The 19,097-nt window shown below is 73.7% G+C and carries 16 protein-coding genes; 8 read left to right on the plus strand and 8 right to left on the minus strand.

Annotation, left to right across the window (positions count from 1 at the left end; all coding sequences use genetic code 11):
* Window positions 1–2: 2 nt before the first annotated feature.
* The 4 genes from HPC71_RS19745 to HPC71_RS19760 form a co-directional block, all read right to left on the minus strand.
* The gene (locus HPC71_RS19745) at window positions 3–1,463 is read right to left on the minus strand and encodes an NAD-dependent succinate-semialdehyde dehydrogenase (RefSeq protein ID WP_154612520.1); all 1,461 of its coding nucleotides are present in this window, start codon (window positions 1,461–1,463) and stop codon (window positions 3–5) included.
* Between the two features lie 69 nt (window positions 1,464–1,532).
* A complete protein-coding gene (locus tag HPC71_RS19750) occupies window positions 1,533–2,771 on the minus strand; it encodes a M24 family metallopeptidase (RefSeq protein ID WP_154612519.1) in 1,239 nt (412 codons plus the stop codon).
* Entirely contained in the window at window positions 2,768–3,718 is a 951-nt protein-coding gene (locus HPC71_RS19755; protein ID WP_154612518.1) for an NAD(P)-dependent oxidoreductase, read from the minus strand. Before HPC71_RS19755 ends, HPC71_RS19750 begins: the two co-directional genes overlap by 4 nt.
* Window positions 3,715–4,863 (minus strand): alpha/beta hydrolase family protein, encoded by a 1,149-nt coding sequence (locus HPC71_RS19760; protein WP_154612517.1) that lies wholly within the window; start codon window positions 4,861–4,863, stop codon window positions 3,715–3,717. The genes HPC71_RS19755 and HPC71_RS19760 overlap by 4 nt, the downstream gene beginning before the upstream one ends.
* A 141-nt stretch (window positions 4,864–5,004) precedes the next feature.
* On the opposite strand from HPC71_RS19760, the gene HPC71_RS19765 reads away from it, so the two are divergent.
* The 4 genes from HPC71_RS19765 (at window position 5,005) to HPC71_RS19780 (ending at window position 9,472) form a co-directional block, all read left to right on the plus strand.
* Window positions 5,005–5,907, plus strand: a complete 903-nt coding sequence (locus HPC71_RS19765) for an ABC transporter substrate-binding protein (RefSeq protein WP_154612516.1) — start codon at window positions 5,005–5,007, stop codon at window positions 5,905–5,907.
* Window positions 5,904–7,061, plus strand: a complete 1,158-nt coding sequence (locus HPC71_RS19770; RefSeq protein WP_171897093.1) for an MFS transporter — start codon at window positions 5,904–5,906, stop codon at window positions 7,059–7,061. Before HPC71_RS19765 ends, HPC71_RS19770 begins: the two co-directional genes overlap by 4 nt.
* Before the next feature lie 10 nt (window positions 7,062–7,071).
* Window positions 7,072–8,088, plus strand: coding sequence for a LacI family DNA-binding transcriptional regulator (locus tag HPC71_RS19775; protein ID WP_253943810.1), 1,017 nt, complete (start codon window positions 7,072–7,074; stop codon window positions 8,086–8,088).
* 115 nt (window positions 8,089–8,203) lie between these two features.
* Entirely contained in the window at window positions 8,204–9,472 is a 1,269-nt protein-coding gene (locus HPC71_RS19780) for an MFS transporter (protein WP_171897094.1), read from the plus strand.
* Here HPC71_RS19780 and HPC71_RS19785 read toward each other — a convergent pair.
* Window positions 9,433–10,689: a fatty acid desaturase family protein gene (locus HPC71_RS19785; protein WP_154612514.1), complete on the minus strand. Its 1,257-nt coding sequence runs from the start codon at window positions 10,687–10,689 to the stop codon at window positions 9,433–9,435. The genes HPC71_RS19780 and HPC71_RS19785 overlap by 40 nt on opposite strands.
* Window positions 10,690–10,730: 41 nt before the next feature.
* Complete coding sequence (locus HPC71_RS19790) at window positions 10,731–11,861, minus strand: ferredoxin reductase (RefSeq protein ID WP_154612513.1); 1,131 nt, start codon at window positions 11,859–11,861, stop codon at window positions 10,731–10,733.
* A gap of 101 nt (window positions 11,862–11,962) precedes the next feature.
* Here HPC71_RS19790 and HPC71_RS19795 point away from each other — a divergent pair, with 101 nt between their 5' ends.
* The 3 genes from HPC71_RS19795 to HPC71_RS19805 all read left to right on the plus strand — a co-directional run bounded on the left by HPC71_RS19795 (window position 11,963) and on the right by HPC71_RS19805 (window position 15,169).
* The gene (locus tag HPC71_RS19795; protein WP_253943811.1) at window positions 11,963–13,159 is read left to right on the plus strand and encodes a PucR family transcriptional regulator; all 1,197 of its coding nucleotides are present in this window, start codon (window positions 11,963–11,965) and stop codon (window positions 13,157–13,159) included.
* A gap of 95 nt (window positions 13,160–13,254) precedes the next feature.
* A complete protein-coding gene (locus tag HPC71_RS19800; RefSeq protein WP_154612512.1) occupies window positions 13,255–13,896 on the plus strand; it encodes a fasciclin domain-containing protein in 642 nt (213 codons plus the stop codon).
* A 280-nt stretch (window positions 13,897–14,176) separates the two neighbouring features.
* Window positions 14,177–15,169: an SGNH/GDSL hydrolase family protein gene (locus tag HPC71_RS19805; RefSeq protein WP_171897095.1), complete on the plus strand. Its 993-nt coding sequence runs from the start codon at window positions 14,177–14,179 to the stop codon at window positions 15,167–15,169.
* Between the two features lie 68 nt (window positions 15,170–15,237).
* On the opposite strand, the gene HPC71_RS19810 is transcribed toward HPC71_RS19805, so the two are convergent.
* A complete protein-coding gene (locus tag HPC71_RS19810) occupies window positions 15,238–16,764 on the minus strand; it encodes an amidohydrolase (RefSeq protein ID WP_154612510.1) in 1,527 nt (508 codons plus the stop codon).
* Window positions 16,765–16,810: 46 nt separating this feature from the next.
* Here HPC71_RS19810 and HPC71_RS19815 point away from each other — a divergent pair, with 46 nt between their 5' ends.
* Window positions 16,811–17,464, plus strand: coding sequence for a hypothetical protein (locus HPC71_RS19815; protein WP_154612509.1), 654 nt, complete (start codon window positions 16,811–16,813; stop codon window positions 17,462–17,464).
* A gap of 106 nt (window positions 17,465–17,570) precedes the next feature.
* Here the strand turns inward: HPC71_RS19815 and HPC71_RS19820 are convergent, their stop codons facing one another.
* Window positions 17,571–19,088 (minus strand): serine/threonine-protein kinase, encoded by a 1,518-nt coding sequence (locus HPC71_RS19820; RefSeq protein ID WP_216656484.1) that lies wholly within the window; start codon window positions 19,086–19,088, stop codon window positions 17,571–17,573.
* Window positions 19,089–19,097: the final 9 nt, after the last annotated feature.

Consider the following 19,097-nt stretch of genomic DNA (forward strand, 5'->3'; position numbering starts at 1 on the left):
CCTCACCAGCTGACGGCGACGTACTTGGACTCCAGGTAGTCGAGCATCCCCTCGTGCCCGCCCTCGCGCCCGATGCCGGACTGCTTGGTGCCGCCGAAGGGGGCGGCGGGATCGGAGACCAGGCCCCGGTTGAGGCCGACCATGCCGGAGTCGAGGCGCTCGCTGAGGCGCAGGCCGCGGGCCAGGTCGCGGGTGTAGATGTAGGAGACCAGGCCGTACTCGGTGTCGTTGGCCATCCGGACCGCCTCGTCCTCGTCGGTGAAGGTGATGACCGGGGCGACGGGGCCGAAGATCTCCTCGCCGAGGATCTCAGCGCCGAGCGGTACGTCGAGCAGCACGGTCGGCTCGTAGTAGAAGCCCTCCCGGTCCGGGCGCCGGCCGCCCACGACCACGCGGGCGCCGGCGGCGACCGCGCCCTGGACGAGCTGGTCGACCTTCGCGGCCGACTCCTCGTTGACGAGCGGGCCGACCTCGGTGTCGTCGCGGGTGCCGGGACCGACGCGCATCGAGGACATCTGCTCTGCCAGGCGGCGGCCGAACTCCCCAGCGACCGCCTCGTGGACGTAGAAGCGGTTCGCGGCGGTGCAGGCCTCGCCCGCGTTGCGCATCTTGGCGATCATCGCGCCCTCGACCGCGGCGTCGAGGTCGGCGTCGTCCAGGACGAGGAACGGGGCGTTGCCGCCGAGCTCCATGGAACAGTTCACGACCTGGTCGGCGGCCTCGCGCAGCAGCACCCGGCCGACCTCGGTGGAGCCGGTGAACGACAGCTTGCGCACCCGCGGGTCGTGCAGCATGGCCGAGACGACCGCGCCGGACCGGCGCGCGGGGAGCACGTTGACGACGCCGGCCGGGACGCCGGCGTCCTCGAGGATCCTGGCCATCAGCAGCGCCGTGAGCGGGGTGTCCGAGGCCGGCTTGAGGATGACCGTGCAGCCGGCGGCGAGCGCCGGGCCGATCTTGCGGGTCGCCATCGCGGCCGGGAAGTTCCAGGGGGTGACCAGCACGCAGATGCCGACCGGCTGCCGCAGCACCACGATCTTGTTGGCCCCCGACGGTGCGGTCATCACCGAGCCGGACCCGCGGACCGCCTCCTCGGCGTACCAGCGGAAGAACTCCGCCGCGTAGGCGGTCTCCCCACGTGCGTCGGGCAGCGCCTTGCCGTTCTCCAGTGAGATCAGGTGAGCGACCTCCTCGCGCCGTTCAGTCATCAGGTCGAAGGCCCGCCGCAGGATCTCTGCCCGCTCGCGCGGCGCCGTCGCCGCCCAGTCGGCAGCCGCCGCGTCGGCCGCGTCGACCGCCGCCATCGCGTCCTCGACGGTGCCGTCGGCGACGGAGGTGAGCACCGCGCCGGTCGCCGGGTCGAGCACGTCGAAGCGACCGCCGTCGGAGGCGGGCACGACCTTGCCGCCGATGTAGAGGTCGAGGGGCAGGTCGGAGATCTGGTCGAGGGAGAAGTCAGCCATGGGAGTGCCTTTCTGGGACCGAGCCGGGCCGGTGGGCTGCGGGCGCAGCCGCGCCGCCCGGCCGGACGGCTAGTACGGATTGGCGACGACGAGCTCCTGGGCAGGGAAGAGGGTGAGGACCTTCGGTCCGTCCTCGGTGATGACGATCTCCTCCTCGATCCGCGCCGCGGAGACGCCGTCGGAGGCCGGGCAGTAGGTCTCCAGGGCGAAGACCATCCCGACCTGGAGCTCGACCGGCTCCTTCATCGAGTTCAGCCGGGAGATGATCGGTCGCTCGTGGAGGCCCAGGCCCAGGCCATGGGCGAACTGGAGCCCGAACGCCTCCATCTCGCTGTCGAACCCGAAGTCCTCGGCGGCCGGCAGCAGCGCCGCGACCTCGTCGGTACCGACCCCGGCCTTGATGCCGTCGATGCCGCGGTCCATCCACTCCCGCGCCCGCGCGTAGGCGTCGCGCTGGGCCGGGGTCGAGCTGCCGACCGCGAAGGTGCGGTAGTAGCAGGTCCGGTAGCCGTTGAAGGAGTGGATGATGTCGAAGAACGCCTGGTCACCCGGGCGGATCAGCCGGTCGGTGAAGTTGTGGGGGTGGGGGTTGCACCGCTCCCCGGAGATCGCGTTGACGGCCTCGACCTGGTCCGAGCCCATCTCGTAGAGACGCTGGTTGGCCAGCGCGACGATCTGGTTCTCCCGGATGCCGGGCTTGAGGACCTCGACGATGTCCTGGTAGACGCCGTCGACCATCGCCGCTGCCTGGTTGAGCAGGATGATCTCGTCCTGGCTCTTGATGCAGCGGGCATCGAGCATCAGCTGCTGGGCGTCGACGACCCGCAGGCCCTGGCGCTGCATCTCGAAGAGGAACGGCGGCTCGACGATGTCCATGCCGACCGGCAGGTCCGCCACTCCCGCCTCGACCAGCAGCGACTTGATCTCGGCGACCGCGTCGCTCATCAGCCCAACGGAGGGCGCGACGGCGCCGCGGAAGCCGAGGAAGCCCGCGCGGTAGTTCTTCTCCGGGACCCACCGGCTGTACCTCTTGTGGTGCTTCACCGCGGACCCGAAGTCCCACAGCACCGGCTCCTTGCCGCGGGCCAGCAGGGCGTAGCGGATCATCTTGTCGCCGAGGGCGCCGCCGATCCAGGTCTGGGTCGTGTAGCGGATGTTGTAGAAGTCGAAGAGCAGGAACGCACCGCACTCGCTGCCCTCCAGCGCGGCCTGCGCGCGGCCGAGCCGGTAGCGGCGCAGTCGGTCGAAGTCGACCCTCTCCTCGTAGTCGACCCCCATGTGTCCCGGTGCGGGCAGAGGCGCGCTCATCCACCGAGCCCGTCGTCGACCGCCACGTCCTCGGGCTTCAACGTGATGCCCGAGCTCTGCGCCTGCATCTCGAGCAGGATCGCGAAGTCCTCCTCGACCCGGCCGCTGCTCACGCTGGCCTGGACCGCGGCGGCGGCGGCCGCAGCGACCGGCATGGGCACGTCGAGGTCGTGGGCGGCGGCGAACCCGAGGTCGAAGTCCTTGCGGAGCAGCACGGGGGTGAAGGTCGGGGTGAAGTCGAGGTTGACGAAGGCCGGGGACTTGTACCGGGTGAAGACCGAGCCCATCACCGAGTCGTTGAGGAACGCCAGGAACGCCGCGCGCGGGATGCCGCCCTTCTCCGCCAGCACCGTGATCTCGGCCAGGTTCTGGGTCACCACGCCGAGCATCACGTTGTGGCAGATCTTGGCCAGCCGGGCGAGCTCGCCCTCGCCGACGTACGTCGCGCCCTTGCCGAGGTGGGCGAGCAGCGGCTCGATCCGCTCCCAGGTCTCCTCCGGCCCCGAGACGACGAGGCTGAGGCCACCCGACCGCACGACCTTGCCGTTGCCGCTGACCGGCGCTGCGAGGAAGTCGACCCCTCGCTCGGCGCAGGCGGCGCGCATCGCGGCCGAGGACTCACTCGAGACGGTCGAGCAGTCGACGACGACCTTCGGCACGTCGCTCGCGTCGGCCAGCAGTCCGCCCTCACCGACCAGCACCTGCTCGAGGTCGGCCGGGGTCGAGACCATCGTGAAGACGACATCGCGACCACGCAGGTCCGCGATCGTGTCGGCGACCCGGCAACCCACCTCGGTCAGCGCCTCGGCCTTCGCCCGCGTCCGGTTCCAGACGGTGACGTCCTCGCCCGCCGTGGCCAGGCGGCTGGCCATCGCAGCCCCCATCCGGCCGGCGCCGATCCAGCCGATGGTGAGGGTGCCGGGCTGCGGGACGGAAGTGTCGGTCATGAGCCTGCCTTCTGGTTCGGGGAGGTGAGGAGGGCACTGTCTGGGGAGCTGACAGCGACGCTGCCGGCTGAGGTCTCTGCGGAGGGGGCGGCGAGCCGGGCGGCCAGCCAGTCGGCGGTGCGCGGACGGTGCCAGGGCGCGACGTTCGCGCAGCCGTGGTTGCCGTCCTCGAGCATCAGCAGCTCGACCGGGCCGGATACGGCGTCGCGCAGGCGCAGGGCGTCCTGCCACGGGATCAGCCGGTCCTGGCGGCCGAAGACGATCAACAGGGGGGCGACCAGGTCGGCGGCGGCGTCGGCCATGGTCAGCGTGAGCGCCACCCGGCGCGCCTCCTCGTCGGTTCCCGACGCCGAGCGCACCCGGAACGTGTCGCGCGTCAGTCGCGGCAGCCGCTCCCAGCACTCCCCGAAGTTGAACGGGCCGGCCAGCGAGACGCACGCCGAGGCCCGATCGCCGAGGGCGGCGGCGACCCGCGGCGCGTAGTACCCCCCCAGGCTCACCCCCCAGAGCCCGAGTCGGGAGCGATCGACCTCGGGGAGACCACCGAGCACGTCCCACAGGGCCTCGGCGACCGGCGCCCAGTCCCCCCGGATCGGCAGGTCGTACTCCGCCTCCCCCTGGCCTGGGCCGTCGAGGGTGAACGTCGCCAGGCCACGGACCAGGAACGTCTCCTCCGTGGAGCGCAGCTCCTCCTTGGTCGAGTCCAGCCCCGGCACCAGCACGACCACGGCATGCGGGCCGGCCCCCGCCGGCACTCGGAGGATCGCCACCAGCCGGCTCCCCTCGAACGGCACCTCGACGCGGCGCCCCGGCGGGTCCAGGTGTGGCAGCGCGGCGTCGAGGCACGCCACCGCGCGAGCATGTGCGGCCCGCATCTGGTCGAGGTCCTCGACGAAGACGAACTTGGCGAAGTGGTGGTAGACCGCGGCCTGAGCCAGGTGCTCGCCGGCCGAGCGCGACCGCCCCTCGGCCAGGGCGGCGCGACCCAACGCCTCGTGCTCGGCCCCCGCACCTACCCACGCCGCACACCAGTCAGCCCAGTGCTCGAGCTCGGCCGTGACCCGCTCGAAGTCGGCGACGGTGACCCCGTTGACCGTGAACCTGGGACCCCAGTGGGACACCGCAGAGGCGACCAGCTCGTCCATGATTCCTCCGGCCTCGTCCCATCACGCGACAACTACTGCAAACGACTGCAGCATTGTTGTTCCACCTACCGGTGTCAAGCGGCGCCGATCTTCGAGCGAAGCGTGCTGCAATCGACTGCACAATCGGCTACCGTGCGGCCCGTGAGACGCATCGTGGTCGGCTCCTTCACGCCGTCAGTCCTGCTCGAGGTCGCCCGCGCCACCGGCGCCCTCGCCGAGCGCGACCTCGACGTCTCGGAGGTGGCCGTCACCTCCTCTCCCGCCCAGTTCCGCTCGCTCCTGGCCGGCGACCTCGACGCCGCGCTGACCAGCCCCGACAACGTCCTGGCCTACCGGTTCGACCCCGGCAACCCGCTCGGCGAGCTCGCCGACGTGCGGATCCTCGCCGCGATCGACCGCGGACTGGGGCTCGGCCTCTACGCACTCCCCGGCACCACCCCGGCCGACCTTGTTCGCGCACCGGTCGGCGTCGACGTCGCCACCTCCGGGTTCGCGCTGGCGCTCTACGCTCTCGCGGAGTCGCTCGGCCTGACCCGTGAGCAGTACGACCTGGTCACGCTCGGATCCACGCCCCGACGCCTGGAGGCCCTGCTGGCCGGGGAGTGCACCGCCACGATGCTGAACGCGGGCAACGAGCTGGTCGCCGAGCAGCAGGGCTGCGTGCGCCTGGCCGCGGTGGCCGACCATCTCTCGCCGTACCTCGGGACGGTGCTCGCGGTGGCTGGGACCGAGCGCATCGACGTCGCGGAGGACCTGGCTACCGCCCTGGTCGCGACGGCCGGGGAGATCCTCGACGGCGGCCTCGGGCCGCAGGCAGCGGCGTCGGCCGCCCGTCGCCTCGCCCTCGACGACGAGCTAGCCCAGCGGTACGTCGACGGCCTGCGCGACCCCCGCGGCGGCCTGGTGCGGGAGGGGGTCGTCGACCGCGGGGCGCTCGAGACGCTGGTGCGGCTGCGCACCACCTACCTGCCCAGCCCCGCCCCGGAGGGTGGCGACGTGCTGGATCGCGCCCTCGACCCGGACTCCGGCCTGGTGCACGGGTGAGCAACCAGCTCCGACGACTGCAGGCCACGACCTTCGTGAGCACGCTGGACCGGTTCGCCATGCCGCCGATGCTGGTGGCGATCGCGCACGACCTGGACGCCCCCCTGAGCGAGGTGGTCCAGGCAGCCGGGGCCTACTTCCTCGTCTACGGGCTGTGCCAGCCGTTCTGGGGGATGGTCTCCGACCGTCTCGGCCGCGTGCGCACGATGCGGCTGACCCTCCTGGTCGCGGGGCTGCTCGCCCTGATGTCCGCGGGCGCGTGGTCGCCGCTCTCGCTCGCCGTCGCCCGCGGGCTGGCGGGCGGCTTCTTCGGGGCGGCGTACCCCTCGACGCTGATCTATGTCGGCGACACGGTCGCGATCGCGGAGCGGCAGCGGGCCATCGCCGGGCTGATGGTCGGCGTGGCCACCGGCACCGCCCTGGCATCGCTGGGGGCAGGCCTGCTCGCCGACCTGGCCTCGTGGCGGGTGGCGTTCCTGATCACCGGCACCGCCTCCGTCGCGCTCGCCTGGACGCTGCACCGGCTGCCCGAGCCCGACGCGACCATGCGCCCGGGCTCGGCCCGCGAGGCGGTCGGGACGCTGGCGCGCTCGCCCGTGGCCCTCCTGGTCCTGCTCTTCGCCTTCGTGGAGGGTGCCGTGCTGCTCGGCGGGCTCACTCTGCTCCCGCCCGCGGTCGAGAACGCCGGCGCCACCGCAGCCGTCGCCGGCGCGGTCACCGCGGTCTACGGCATCGCGGTCTTCCTCGGAGCGCGCCTCGTGGGCCGGCTGGCCGCCACCTGGCACCCTTCGCGCCTGATCGCGCTGGGCGCCAGCGCAGCGGTCCTGGGGTGTGGCCTGCTGGCGGTCTCCCAGGAGCCGCCGATGGCCATCGCGGTGGCCCTCCTGCTGGGCTTGGCGTGGACCTCGATGCACTCCTCCTTGCAGACCTGGGCTACCGAGCTGCTCCCCGCAGCGCGCGCAACGGTCATCTCGTTCTTCGCCGGGTCGCTGTTCGTCGGCAACGCCCTCGCCGCCGTCGTGGTCGGGGGCCTCGCGGACGCCGGGCGCTACTCGCTGATCTACGCGGCCTACGCCACCCTCGCCATCCCCCTGGGGCTGGCGGCCGGGTGGCAACGACACCGCTGGCACCGGACCCCCGTCGCAGCGGCCTAGGATGCCCCCTGTGCAGACCCCGACGCTCCGGGACGTGGCCGAGGCGGCGGGCGTTCATCCGGCCACGGCCTCCCGCGCGTTGAACCCCGGGACCCGCGGGCTGGTCAACGCCGACACGGCGCGGCGGGTGATCAAGGTCGCGGAGTCGCTGGGCTACCGGCCCAACCCGATCGCCCGGAGCCTGAAGACCGCCAAGTCCGGCACGGTCGGGCTGGTCATCCCCGACCTGACGAACCCCCTCTTCCCTCCCATCGTGCGGGGCATCGAGGACGTGCTGGAGCCGGCGGGCTACAGCGGCCTGATCGTCAACACCGACAACGACCCGAACCGCGAGCGCCAGCAGATCGAGTCCCTGCGCTCGCGGCAGGTCGAGGGCCTGATCGTGGCGACCGCGCGGCTCGACCACCCACTGCTCGCCCAGCTGCACCGCGAGGGGGTGCCGATGGTGATGGTCAATCGGCGGCCCGACGGGGTCGACGTCCCCTCGATCACCCCGGACGACGCCACGGGCATCGAGCTCGCCGTCGACCACCTCGCGGCCCTCGGACACCGGCGCATCGCCCACCTCGCCGGTCCCCTGAGCACCTCGACCGGACTGGTGCGGGCCCGGGCGTTCCGCAGCGCGATCCGCGACCGCGGCCTCGACGACGACCCCGCTCTGGTCATCGGCTGCGACTCCTGGACCGAGGACGCCGGTGCCGGCGCCCTGCGCACCCTGCTCGACCGCGGCGCGGACTTCACGGCCGTGGTCGCGGGCAACGACCTGATCGCCCTCGGGTGCTACGACGTGTCCACCGAGCGCGGGTTCGACTGCCCGACCGATCTCAGCGTCGTCGGCTTCAACGACATGCCGTTCCTGGACAAGCTCCGTCCACCGCTCACCACGGTGGCGGTCCCCCACCAGCTGATCGGCGCGGAGGCGGCGCGGCTGCTCCTCGACGCCATCGCCGAGCCGGCTCGGCCGGCCCGCTCGGTCCAGCTCCCGCTGACCCTGGTGGTCCGAGGGTCCACCGCAGCGCCCTCCTGAGGATTCCGGGAGCGCCGCGGAGCGGTCGTAGAATCTGCGCCGCACAGGGTTCTGCGCGTTCTCGGAGGTGGGTACGGCGCGCGCCGATCCGCCGTACCCGAAAGGCCCCTGCAGCGTGACCCCCCTCGCCTCCTACCGTCGACTCCTCGAGATCGCCGGCCCCGCCTACGTCGTCGTGGCGTTCCTCGGCCGACTCCCCCTGGCCATGAGCCAGCTCGGCACCCTCCTGCTCGTCTCCACCGCCACCGGCAGCTACGGCCTCGGCGGCCTGAGCGCCGGCGCGCTCGCGGTCGCCAACGCCGCCGGGGCCCCGGTCGCCGGCGCAGTGGCCGACCGCACCGGCCAACGGCCGGTCGTCCTGGCCCAGTCCCTCGCCGGCGCCGTCGGCCTGGCCGCGCTCGTCGCCGTCGTGCAGGCCGGGGCGGCCGACGCGCTGGTCGTGCTCACCGCGGCGCTGACCGGGCTGGTGCTGCCGCAGGTCGGCCCGCTCGCGCGGGTCCGCTGGCGCCCGCTCACCCGCGGGACGGGGCCGCTGCAGCGGCGACTCGTCGACGCGGCGTTCTCCTACGAGGGCGCGGCCGACGAGGCGTCCTTCGCCATCGGCCCGGCCCTCGTCGGCCTCACCGTCGCCCTGGTCTCCCCCGGCGGCGCGCTGCTGGTCGCGGCCGGGCTGCTGGCGGTCTTCGGCACGGCCTTCGCCCTCGACCCCTCCGCCGCACTCACCCGCCGCGGCTCGGTGCCGCTGCCGACCGGGCGGCTGGTCACCGCGGTCTTCGTCGTGCTCGCGCTGGCGCAGGTCTCGATCGGCATGCTCTTCGGCGCCACCCAGACCGGCGCGACCGTGCTCGCGAACGACGCCGGGCGACCCGGCGCGGCCGGCCTGGTCCACGCCACGCTGGGCGTCGGCAGCGCGGTGGCGGGCATCGCGACGGCGTACCTCCCCGCGCGCATCGGGCACGAGCGCCGCTCGCTGGTCGCCGCCTCGGCGCTGCTCGTGCTCTCCCTGCCGCTGCTGCTCGTCGACTCCCTGCTCGGGGCGACCGCGACCGTGCTGGTGCTCGGCTGCGCGGTGGCGCCCTACATGATCGGGATCTTCTCCCTCGCCGAGCGGGTCGTCCCGCCCGCCCGCGTCGGCGCGGCGATGACGACGCTGGCCAGCGCGACCGGGCTGGGCTACGCGCTCGGCTCCAGCCTCGCGGGCCGGCTCGCCGACGCCGACGGGGCGACCGCGGCCTTCGGCGTCACGGTCGGCGCGAGCGTGCTCGCCGTCGTGCTGATGACCACGCAGCAGGGCCGCCTGCACCGTGCGGTGCAGACGGCCCTGGTGACCGAGCAGGAGCGGGATCAGGCCGCGGCGGCGACCTCGGTGCGCTCGCCGCTCTGACGACGGGCGAGCTGGTCGAGCCGGGCCTGCGCGGCGCGGCGGGTCCGGCGGTCGCCGGTCGCCATCTTCCACAGCAGTGCGAGCTGCTGCGGGGCGTTGGTCGGCGTGGTGGTGGCCAGCCAGCCGTTCGGCAGCGAGAGCCGGACGACCTTGTGCCAGGCGCTGGCGACCTGCTGCGGGAAGGGCGCCTCGTGGTAGTTGAGCTCGTACTTGTCGAACAGCGCCTTGACCTTCGGCGCGACCTCGGCGTAGCGGTTCGAGGGCAGGTCGGGGAAGAGGTGGTGCTCGATCTGGTGGGAGAGGTTGCCGGTCATCAGGTGCATGGCCTTGGAGCCGGAGATGTTGGCCGAGCCGAGCATCTGGCGCAGGTACCACTCACCGCGCGTCTCCTTCTCCGGCAGCGCGGCCTTCTCGAAGGTCTCCACGCCCTCGGGGAAGTGACCGCACATGATCACCGAGTGCGACCACAGGTTGCGCACCAGGTTGGCGACGAAGTTGGCCGCGAGGGTCGGCACGAAGGAGCCGGTGGGGATCGCCAGCGCCGGGTTGACCACGTAGTCCTTGGTGGCCTGCTTGCGGATCTTGCGCAACGTGTTCTTGGCGTTCTTCTTGAACGTCTCGCTGCGCTTCTCCTTGGGGATGCGCAGGTTCTTGCCGAGCTCGAGGTCGTAGGCCGCGATGCCGTACTCGAAGAAGCAGGCGTTGACGAAGTTCAGCAGCGGCTGCGCGAGGTACATCGGGTGCCAGCGCTGGTCCTCGTCCATGCGCATGATGCCCCAGCCGAGGTCGTTGTCCTTGCCCACGATGTTCGTGTAGGTGTGGTGGACCTCGTTGTGCGAGTGCTTCCAGCCCTCCGCGGTCGAGGCGTTGTCCCACTCCCAGGTGGTGGAGTGGATCTTCGGGTCACGCATCCAGTCCCACTGGCCGTGCATGACGTTGTGCCCGATCTCCATGTTCTCGAGGATCTTGGCGACCGAGAGGCCGATCGTGCCGGCGATCCACGCCGGGGGCAGCACGCTGACGAGCAGGACGGCGCGGGAGCCGAGCTCGAGCTTGCGCTGGACGTCGACGATCCGACGGATGTACGCCGCGTCGCGGTCGCCGCGGCTGTCGATGACCTCCTGGCGGATCGCGTCGAGCTCGGCGCCGAGCTGCTCGATGTCCTCCGGCGTGAGGTGGGCCGTGGGGTTCTCGGGCTTGCGGGTGATCGCGGTCATGAGGAGATCTCCTTCGGTCGGTGCGGTCGTCGGAGCGCTGGTCAGTGGTCGATCGAGCACGCGCCGGCGGCGGTGCTGACACAGGTCTGGATGGGCACGCCCTGGGGGCCGGTCTCGCCGGGGACGGCGACGGTGATCGCGCCGTTGCGCAGGTCGCGCACGGCGCCCTCGCGCATCGGCAGGACGCAGGCCATGCAGATGCCCATCCGGCACCCGCTCGGCATGAGGACGCCGGCCTGCTCGGCGGCGTCGAGGATCGGGGTGGCGCCGTCGACCTCGAGGGTCGCGCCGGAGCCGGCCGCGCCGGTCAGGGTGACGGTGCCGCCGCCCTCGCCGTCGCCGGCCTCGACCAGCACCGGCCGGAACCGCTCGGTGGTCAGCTCCAGGCCGCGGGCGGTGTGGTGCTCCTCGAGCGCGTCGAGGAGGCCGGCCGGGCCGCAGGCGTAGGTGAGCCGCTCGTCCAGGTCGGGCACGAGGTCGGCGAGCACGGCGACGTCGAGCAGGCCGTGCTGGTCGTCGAAGCGCTCGACGAGCCGGATCCGCTCGGCGGCGGCGAGCGCCCGGAGCTCGGCGCGGAAGATCGCCGAGCCCTCGCTGGCGTTGACGTGCACCAGGACGATGTCGGTGGCGGGCGCGGTGGCCTTGGAGTGCAGGTTGCGCAGCATGCCGATGACCGGGGTGATGCCGGAGCCGCCGGTGACGAGCAGCAGCTTGGCCGGGAGCGGCTGCGGCAGGACGAACTCGCCCTCGGCCTGGGCCAGCTGGAGCATCTGCCCCTTGCGCGCGCGGTGGACGAGGTGGTTGCTCACCACGCCGCCCGGGATCGCCTTGACGGTGATGCTGATGCAGCCGTCGGGGCGCGGGCCGTGGGTCAGGGAGTAGGTGCGCCACAGGCGCACGCCCTCCACGTCGACCCCGACGCGGACGTACTGGCCCGGCACGTGACCGGCCCAGTCGCGACCGGGCTTGAGCACGATCGTGGCGGACTCGGGCGTCTCGGGCAGGACCTGGACGATCCGGCCGCGCAGCTCGGCGCCCGCGCGCAGCGGGTGGAAGACGTCGAGGACGTCGTCGAGCTCCAGCGGGGTGACCGCGGACTCCGCGACCCGGCGCAGGACACCACGGAGCGATCGCCCACGGACGGGGACGGTCGGGTCGGCAGTGATGCTCATGCACCCACTCTCCTAGATACGAGGGCTAAAGTCCTGTCCGAGTGACGTGAACCGCATGTACTTCGTTGTTCGCAGGTGACAACTATCTAGGAGGAGGCCCGGTGGTACGCCGCGAACCCCGCCAGCTCCCCACCCCCGCCCTGCACCTCCTGCCGGAGGTCGTCGCCGCCATGCGCGAGGACCTGCCGGCCGTCGCCGAGAACGTCGTGCGGGCGATCGTCGAGGAGGTACCCAGCTACGTCGCCGCCTTCGAGGGCTCGATGGGCGAGACCATCCGCAACGCCGTGCAGCTCGCCCTCGGCGGCTTCCTCACCCTCGCGTCCGGCCGCCGCGGCGTCGCCCTGCGGACCCCCGCGCCGGCGATGGAGGGGGCCTACCAGCTCGGCCGCGGCGAGGCGCGCAGCCAGCGGACCACCGACGCCCTGCTCGCGGCGTACCGGATCGGCGCCCGCGTCTCCTGGCGCGAGATGGCCGGCCGCGCGGTCGACGCCGGCGTCGACGGGAGCACCCTGGCGGCCTTCGCCGAGCTGGTCTTCGCCTACATCGACGAGCTCTCCGCCGCGAGCGTCGCCGGGCACGAGGACGAGCTGGCCAGCACCGGCCGCGTGCGCGCCCGGCAGCTGGAGCGGCTCGCGCGGGCCCTGCTGGACGGCTCGGCCGAGGAGGTCGTGCTCGAGGCCGCCGAGCGCGCGGACTGGACGCCGCCGACCACGCTGACCGCCGTGCTGGTGCCGCGCTCCCAGGCCCGCCCGGTGCTCGGCGTGGTGCCGGCGGCGACCCTCGAGGCCGGCGACCTCGCCGGGATGGACGAGCTCGGCGTGCTGCTCGTGCCCGACGCCCATGGGCGCAGCCGGTCGGCGCTGCTGCACTCGCTGCGCGGCCGCGGGGCGGTGGCCGGGCCGGCCCGTCCGTGGCTGGAGGCGCGGACGTCGTACGCCCGGGCCCGCCGCGCGCACGCGCTCGGTCTCGAGGGCGACACCGAGGAGCACCTGCCCGCGCTCGTGCTCACCGCCGACCCCGAGGCCCTCGCCGACCTGCGCTCCCAGGCGCTGGCGCCGCTGGCGGACCTGCGCCCCGCGGCCGCGGAGAAGCTCACCGAGACGCTGCGCTCCTGGCTGCTGCACCAGGGGCGCCGCGAGGACGTCGCCGCCGACCTGTTCGTCCACCCCCAGACCGTGCGCTACCGCCTCGGCCAGCTGCGCGAGCTGTACGGCGACCGGCTCGAGGACCCGCGCACGGTGCTCGGCCTCACCCTCGCGCTCGGGGTCGCGGAACCCCATGAGGTACCCGATCACTGATCCAAGATTCATCCAATCCGGCGGCCATCCGGGATCGAACGCCTCTCGCAGTTCCGTTCGATCACCAGGATCTGACCACCAGGAGAGGGAGAACCATGAAGCACCGCATCGCCACCGCCGCCGTCACCGCCCTGGCCGCCTCGACCGTCCTCGCCGGCGCCGTCGCGCCCGCCCAGGCCGCCGAGCCCGCCGAGCCCGCCGCGAAGGCCGGCAACAAGAGCCTGGCCGCCGTCCTCGGCGCCGACGGCACGAAGCTGGACAAGAACTGGAGCGACTTCGACCTCACCGAGGCCGCCGTGCTCGCCGTTCTCGGCGCCAAGCCGGACAGCCCGGTCGGCCTGCTGACCCAGGGCAACAAGCGGGCCACCGCCTTCGTCCCGACCGACCGCGCCTTCCAGCTGCTGGTCCAGGACCTCAAGGGCTTCGCCCCGAAGACCGAGGCCAAGACGCTCAAGCAGGTCGCCAAGCTCGGCGTCGACACCATCGAGACCGTGCTGCTCTACCACGTCGTGGCGGGCAAGACGCTGACCTCCGACAAGGTCCTCGCCGCCGAGGGCCAGAAGGTCGCGACCGCCCAGGGCGGCTCGATCAAGGTCCACGTCATCAAGGGCAAGGTCACGCTCCTCGACGCCGACAAGGACGACCGCAACCCGCGCGTCGTCGTGCTCGACATCAACAAGGGCAACAAGCAGGTCGCCCACGCCATCGACCGCGTCCTGCGGCCGGTCGACCTCTGAGGGCCGGCCGGATCCGGCCTGACTCGGCCTGACCCGGCCCGACCGGGCCTGACCGGGTCACCTCCCGCGGGCGGGGCGGACGCGAGCGTCCGTCCCGCCCGTAGCTTGTCCGCACGCGGGCGTGGACTTCCCCCGGCGACCGGGCACTGAGCGAGGGACACGACATCTGCTCGGAGGGCCCCTGGGTCACCGGGCAGCACACCGACGACCAAGCAGCGCTCGAGCTCCACCCCTCCGCCGGCTGCGAGCAGGCGGTGGCCGACGCGTTGCAGGAGATGCTGTGAACCTCCCGACGACGGCCCGCCGCAGGCGGACCGCCCCGACCATCCTGCTGACGTCCCTGCTGGCGGGCGTCCTGGCCGGCTCCCTGCTCACCGGCTGCTCCGCCGATGACCCCGGCACCCGCGACGAGCCCGACGCCCGGGCGGTCAGCCCGTCCGCGACCCTGCCGGGGTCCGACGGCCCCGACCCGGCGTCCACCCCCGAGCCCGGCCGCTACCCGACGTACGTCGCGATCGGCGACTCCTTCACCGCCGCCCCGCTCGCCGGGCCGACCGCCGACCAGCAGTGCCTGCGCTCGGCGCAGAACTACCCCGCCCAGGTCGCCGAGGCCCTCGGCGCCGAGCTCACCGACGTCAGCTGCACCGGCGCCGACACCAGCGCCCTCGTCGGCGCCCAGCGGGTGCTCCAGGGCGGCGTCGTGCCGCCGCAGTTCGACGCGCTCGGCCCGGACACCCGGCTGGTGACCATCGGGATCGGCGGCAACGACTTCGACATCTACAGCCTCCTCACCGGCTCCTGCGTGCAGGCCGCCCAGCGCGACCCCGACGGCGCGCCGTGCCGCTCCGAGCTCGGGGCCGAGGGCGTCGCCGAGCTGCGGAAGAACATCCGCACCGTCGGCGAGCGGCTCGTCGCCGTCGTCGAGGGGGTGCGCCAGCGGGCGCCGCGCGCCGAGGTGGTGGTCGTCGGCTACCCCGAGATCGTGCCCGGCGACGCGACCTGCCCGGACCTGCTGCCACTCGCCACCGGCGACGTCCCGTTCGCGGCGACGATGGCCGAGCTGCTCGCCGACGTCCAGGAGCGCGCCGCGAAGCGCGCCGACGTGGCCTACGTCGACACCTACGCCGCCAGCGACGGCCACGACGTCTGCTCCGAGGACCCCTGGATCAACGGCCGCGTCACCAGCGCCGCCACCGCACTGGCCTACCACCCGCTCAAGGTCGGGCAGGAGGCCGTCGCCGGGCTCGTCCTCGAGCAGCTCGCCGACCGCTGACCCCCACCCCGTCGAGGTGGCACTCCTGCAGGGTCGAGGTGGCACTCCTACAGGGCCGAGCCGAGGCGTCAGAGCCCCCAGTGGACGACGGCGCCGTCGACGACGGTGAGGGCGACCGGCATCGAGCGCAGCGCGGCGCCGGCCTCGGCGGTGGTGGGGTGCTCGGCCAGCGGGTCGGCGTCGAGGAGGACGAGGTCGCCGCGGGAGCCGACGCCGACGGTGGGCTGGCCGTCGACGGAGGCGGCGAGCGCCTCCTGGGCGGTGAGCGCCTGCTCGGCGTGCCACGGGTCGCGGTCGTCGGCGCTGCGGTGGACCGCCGCGGCGATCGCCAGCCACGGGTCGAGCGGCGAGACCGGGGCGTCGGAGCCGAGGGCGAGCTCCACGCCGTCGTCGAGCATCCAGCGGAACGCGAAGCACCGGGCCGACCGATCGCCCCAGATCTTCTCGGTGAGGTCGCGGTCGTCGAGGAGGTGCGCCGGCTGCACACTGGCGCGGATCCCGAGCTCGGCCATCCGGCGTACGTCGTCGCGGCCGACCATCTGCGCGTGCTCGATCGAGCCCCGCGCGCTGGTGTCGGCGTACGACGCCAGCGCCTCGGCCACCGCGGCGTCGCCGATCGCGTGGGTGGCGACCTCGACGCCGGCCGCCCGGGCGCGGGCGAGGTGCTCGCGCAGCTCGGCGCCGGAGAGGTTGGGCTGGCCGGCGGGGTACTCCAGGCGGTGGGCGTCGCCGTACGGCTCGCAGCACCACGCGGTGCGGGTGTTGAGCGACCCGTCGCTGATGATCTTCAGCGAGCCCATCGTCAGCCGCGGGCCGCCGCCGGGCAGCGGGTCGCCGGTGCGCAGGCCGGCGTCGAGGACCTCGTCGAAGGTCTCGACGTACGACGCGGCCCGCACGTGGAGCAGGCCGGCGCCCTCGTTCCACCGCTCGACCCAGTCCAGCGGCCCGCGACCGAACTCGTAGTCGACGATGCCGACCACGCCGAGCGCGGCCGCGGTCTCCAGCGAGCGGCGGTAGGCGGCCGGCGAGGTGCCGTCGTTGCCGACGAGGGTGACGAGGCGGGGGTAGGCCGCGAACCACTCGGTCTCGCGGACCACCGAGTCGCGCACCGGCATCGCGAGCCGCAGCAGCGCGGTCGTGTTGAGCCAGGCGTGGTGGCCGTCGCCGCTGATGAGCACCACGGGGGTCTGGCCGGAGACCGCGTCGAGCTCGGAGACGGTGACCTCCCGGTCCCACGTGCCGGAGCGGTGGCCCCAGCCGATGACCGGCGCACCGGGCTGCTCGGCGACCCGCGCGGCGACCAAGCTGGTGACGTCCTCGGGCGTGCGGGCGCCGCTCAGGTCGAGCCGCTGGGAGCTCAGCGTCCACTGGCCCATGTGCACGTGCTGGTCCCACAGGCCCGGCGTCAGCCAGCGCCCGGCGGCGTCGATCTCCTCGACCCCCTCGGGGCGGTGGAGCCCGGGGCCGACCGCGGTGACGGTGCCGTCCTCGACGAGCACGTCGACCGGGTCGGCCGCTCGATCAGCCCCTTGATCGGCGAGGTCACCGGCGCGCAGGGGCACCCGGCGGGCGTTGCGGAGCAGCAGGCTCGTCATGCGCAGAACGTAACCCCGGGCCCGATGCCGTCTACCCTCGGGCGCCATGAGCAGGCGACGACCCGGGGGCACGGTCCTCGCGGCCGTGGTCGCGTGCGCCGCGGTGCTCGGGGTCGCCGGCGGCGCGGTGCTGGCCGGCGCGCTCGAGGAGGAGCCGCGGACGGTCGCGAGCGCGGTGCCGCTGCCGGCCGTCTCGCCGTCGTACCCCGTCGACCCGCCGCTACCGGTCAAGGCCGACCCGGACACCCCCGGGCTGAAGACGGGGGTCCGGCTCCAGCGGGCGCAGGTCGGGATCCCGCCGTTCGGGCTGCGGCTGCCGGTGCCCGCCGGGTGGCGGCGCAGCGACTCGCTGCTCGGCGAGTGGAAGTGGTTCCCGCCCGGGCAGCCGGACAAGAACGCCTACTTCCTGCGCGTCCGGCTCGTCACCGGCTTCCAGACCCGCGAGGCCGCCCTGCGCGAGCGCCTCTCCGCCCTCTCCGGCGCCTCCGACGTCCAGGAGCTCGTCATCGAGACCCAGGACGAGGACGGGTTCACCGCGACGTACGTGACCGACGACCACCGGCGGGTGGCGATGGAGCGGTTCCTCTCCTTCGACGGCCGCACGGCCTACGCCACCGTCGCGGTCGTGGGCCGCGAGCGCGACCTGCTCGGCATGGCCGACCTCGTCGAGCGGATCGTCCGGCGCGCCGCCACGTCCTGACTGCCACCTCGACCCTGCAGGAGTGCCACCTCGACCCTGCAGGAGTGCCACTTCGACCGTGCAGGAGTGCCACCTCGACCCTGCAGGAGTGCCACTTCGGCGGATCTCAGATGCCGTGGGTCTCCACGCTGTCGAGCACCCGGTTGGCGGTGGCGCGGGCGAGGCTGCGCACCTGCACCCACAGCAGCCGGTTGCCCGCGACCTGCACCACCCGCTCGACCACGACGCCGCCGGGGCAGCCGGTGTGCACGACGGTCCGCGAGGGGTCGCCCGCGGTCTGGGTGACCGGCTCCTGCGCCTCCGCACACTCCGGGTGCCGCGGCAGCGTCGTGGGCAGCTCGGTGCCCGGCAGCAGCCCGAGGAAGACGCCCTCGGCGCTCGTGCCCGGCTCGGTCCAGCCCTCGACGGTGCCGGCCGAGAGGGCGGGGTACGTCGCGTCGTCACCGTTCGGCGGCGTCCAGCCGGCGACCGCCACGGCCCGCTCCCAGTCGCGCGGCACGGCCACGCTCAGGCTGCCCTGCTCGTCGCTGAGCCGGACCTCCGCGTCGCGCTCCTGCTGCCACAGGTAGCCGCCCATGCCGCCCGCCACGAGCGCGGCCACCGCGAGCCCGCAGGCGAGGAGCCACCGGCCCCGCACCGCCGGGGCGGGGAGCGGCGCGGGCGCGGACGCGGGCGCGGGCGCGGACGCGGGGGTCGGCCGCGGCTCCGGCCGGGTCGGGCCGGGGTCGACCGGCAGCCACGGCGCCGGCGCGGTCGCGTCGCAGTCGAGCGTCGCCTCCAGCGCCTCGACGAAGGACGCCACGTCGGGGAACCGGTCCTCGCGGTCCACGGCCAGCGCGCGCCGGACGACCGCGTCGGTGGCGTCCGGGAAGGGCCGCTCGGGGGTCGAGAGCGGCGGCGGCGGGGCCGGGGCGGCGGCCGCGCCCAGCGTGGTGTGGGTGTACGGCGCCCGGCCGGACAGCAGCAGGTAGGCCAGCGCCCCGAGGGAGTACTGGTCCGCGCGCGCGTCCAGCGGCTCGGCCTGCGCCTGCTCGGGCGCCACGAAGGTCGGCGTGCCCGCGACCATCGTCAGCCGCGAGGACATGTCGAGCGCCTTGCCGAGCCCGAGGTCGCCGAGCATCGCGCGGACCGTGCCCTCGACGGTGCGGAAGAGCACGTTCGCGGGCTTGACGTCGCGGTGCAGGATGCCGCGGCCGTGCAGCGCGGTCAGCCCGGCGCCCACCTGGCGCAGCACCTCCACCGCCTGGGGCAGCGTGAGCCCGGCGGGGCCGACCTCGGGGCCGACCTCGGGGCCGACCTCGGCACCGGCAGCCGCGTCTGCCTCGAGCCGGTCGGCGAGCGTGCCCTGGTCGGCGTAGGCCATGACCAGGTAGGGCCGGCCGTCGTCGAGCTCGCCGGCGTCGTAGACACCGACGACGTGGGGCGACTCCACCCGCCGCAGGTAGCGGCCCTCCTCGACGAACCGGCCGCGGACGTGCGCGTCCTCGGTCCAGTTGTCGGCCAGCACCTTGATCGCGACCGGGCTGTCGAGCTGCTCGTCGTAGGCCAGCCACACCGTCGCGAACCCGCCCGAGCCGAGACGCCGGCGCACGACGTAGCGACCGAGACGCGTGGGGGAAGACACCCCGGCATT

This window comes from Nocardioides marmotae, from assembly GCF_013177455.1.
Classification (GTDB): domain Bacteria; phylum Actinomycetota; class Actinomycetes; order Propionibacteriales; family Nocardioidaceae; genus Nocardioides; species Nocardioides marmotae.

Bases quoted from the DNA above. Each gene is read 5' to 3' on its own strand.
- HPC71_RS19745 (WP_154612520.1), bottom strand. From the start codon at position 1,463: ATGGCTGACTTCTCCCTCGACCAGATCTCCGACCTGCCCCTCGACCTC.
- HPC71_RS19750 (WP_154612519.1), bottom strand. From the start codon at position 2,771: ATGAGCGCGCCTCTGCCCGCACCGGGACACATGGGGGTCGACTACGAG.
- HPC71_RS19755 (WP_154612518.1), bottom strand. From the start codon at position 3,718: ATGACCGACACTTCCGTCCCGCAGCCCGGCACCCTCACCATCGGCTGG.
- HPC71_RS19760 (WP_154612517.1), bottom strand. From the start codon at position 4,863: ATGGACGAGCTGGTCGCCTCTGCGGTGTCCCACTGGGGTCCCAGGTTC.
- HPC71_RS19785 (WP_154612514.1), bottom strand. From the start codon at position 10,689: ATGACCGCGATCACCCGCAAGCCCGAGAACCCCACGGCCCACCTCACG.
- HPC71_RS19790 (WP_154612513.1), bottom strand. From the start codon at position 11,861: ATGAGCATCACTGCCGACCCGACCGTCCCCGTCCGTGGGCGATCGCTC.
- HPC71_RS19800 (WP_154612512.1), top strand. From the start codon at position 13,255: ATGAAGCACCGCATCGCCACCGCCGCCGTCACCGCCCTGGCCGCCTCG.
- HPC71_RS19810 (WP_154612510.1), bottom strand. From the start codon at position 16,764: ATGACGAGCCTGCTGCTCCGCAACGCCCGCCGGGTGCCCCTGCGCGCC.
- HPC71_RS19815 (WP_154612509.1), top strand. From the start codon at position 16,811: ATGAGCAGGCGACGACCCGGGGGCACGGTCCTCGCGGCCGTGGTCGCG.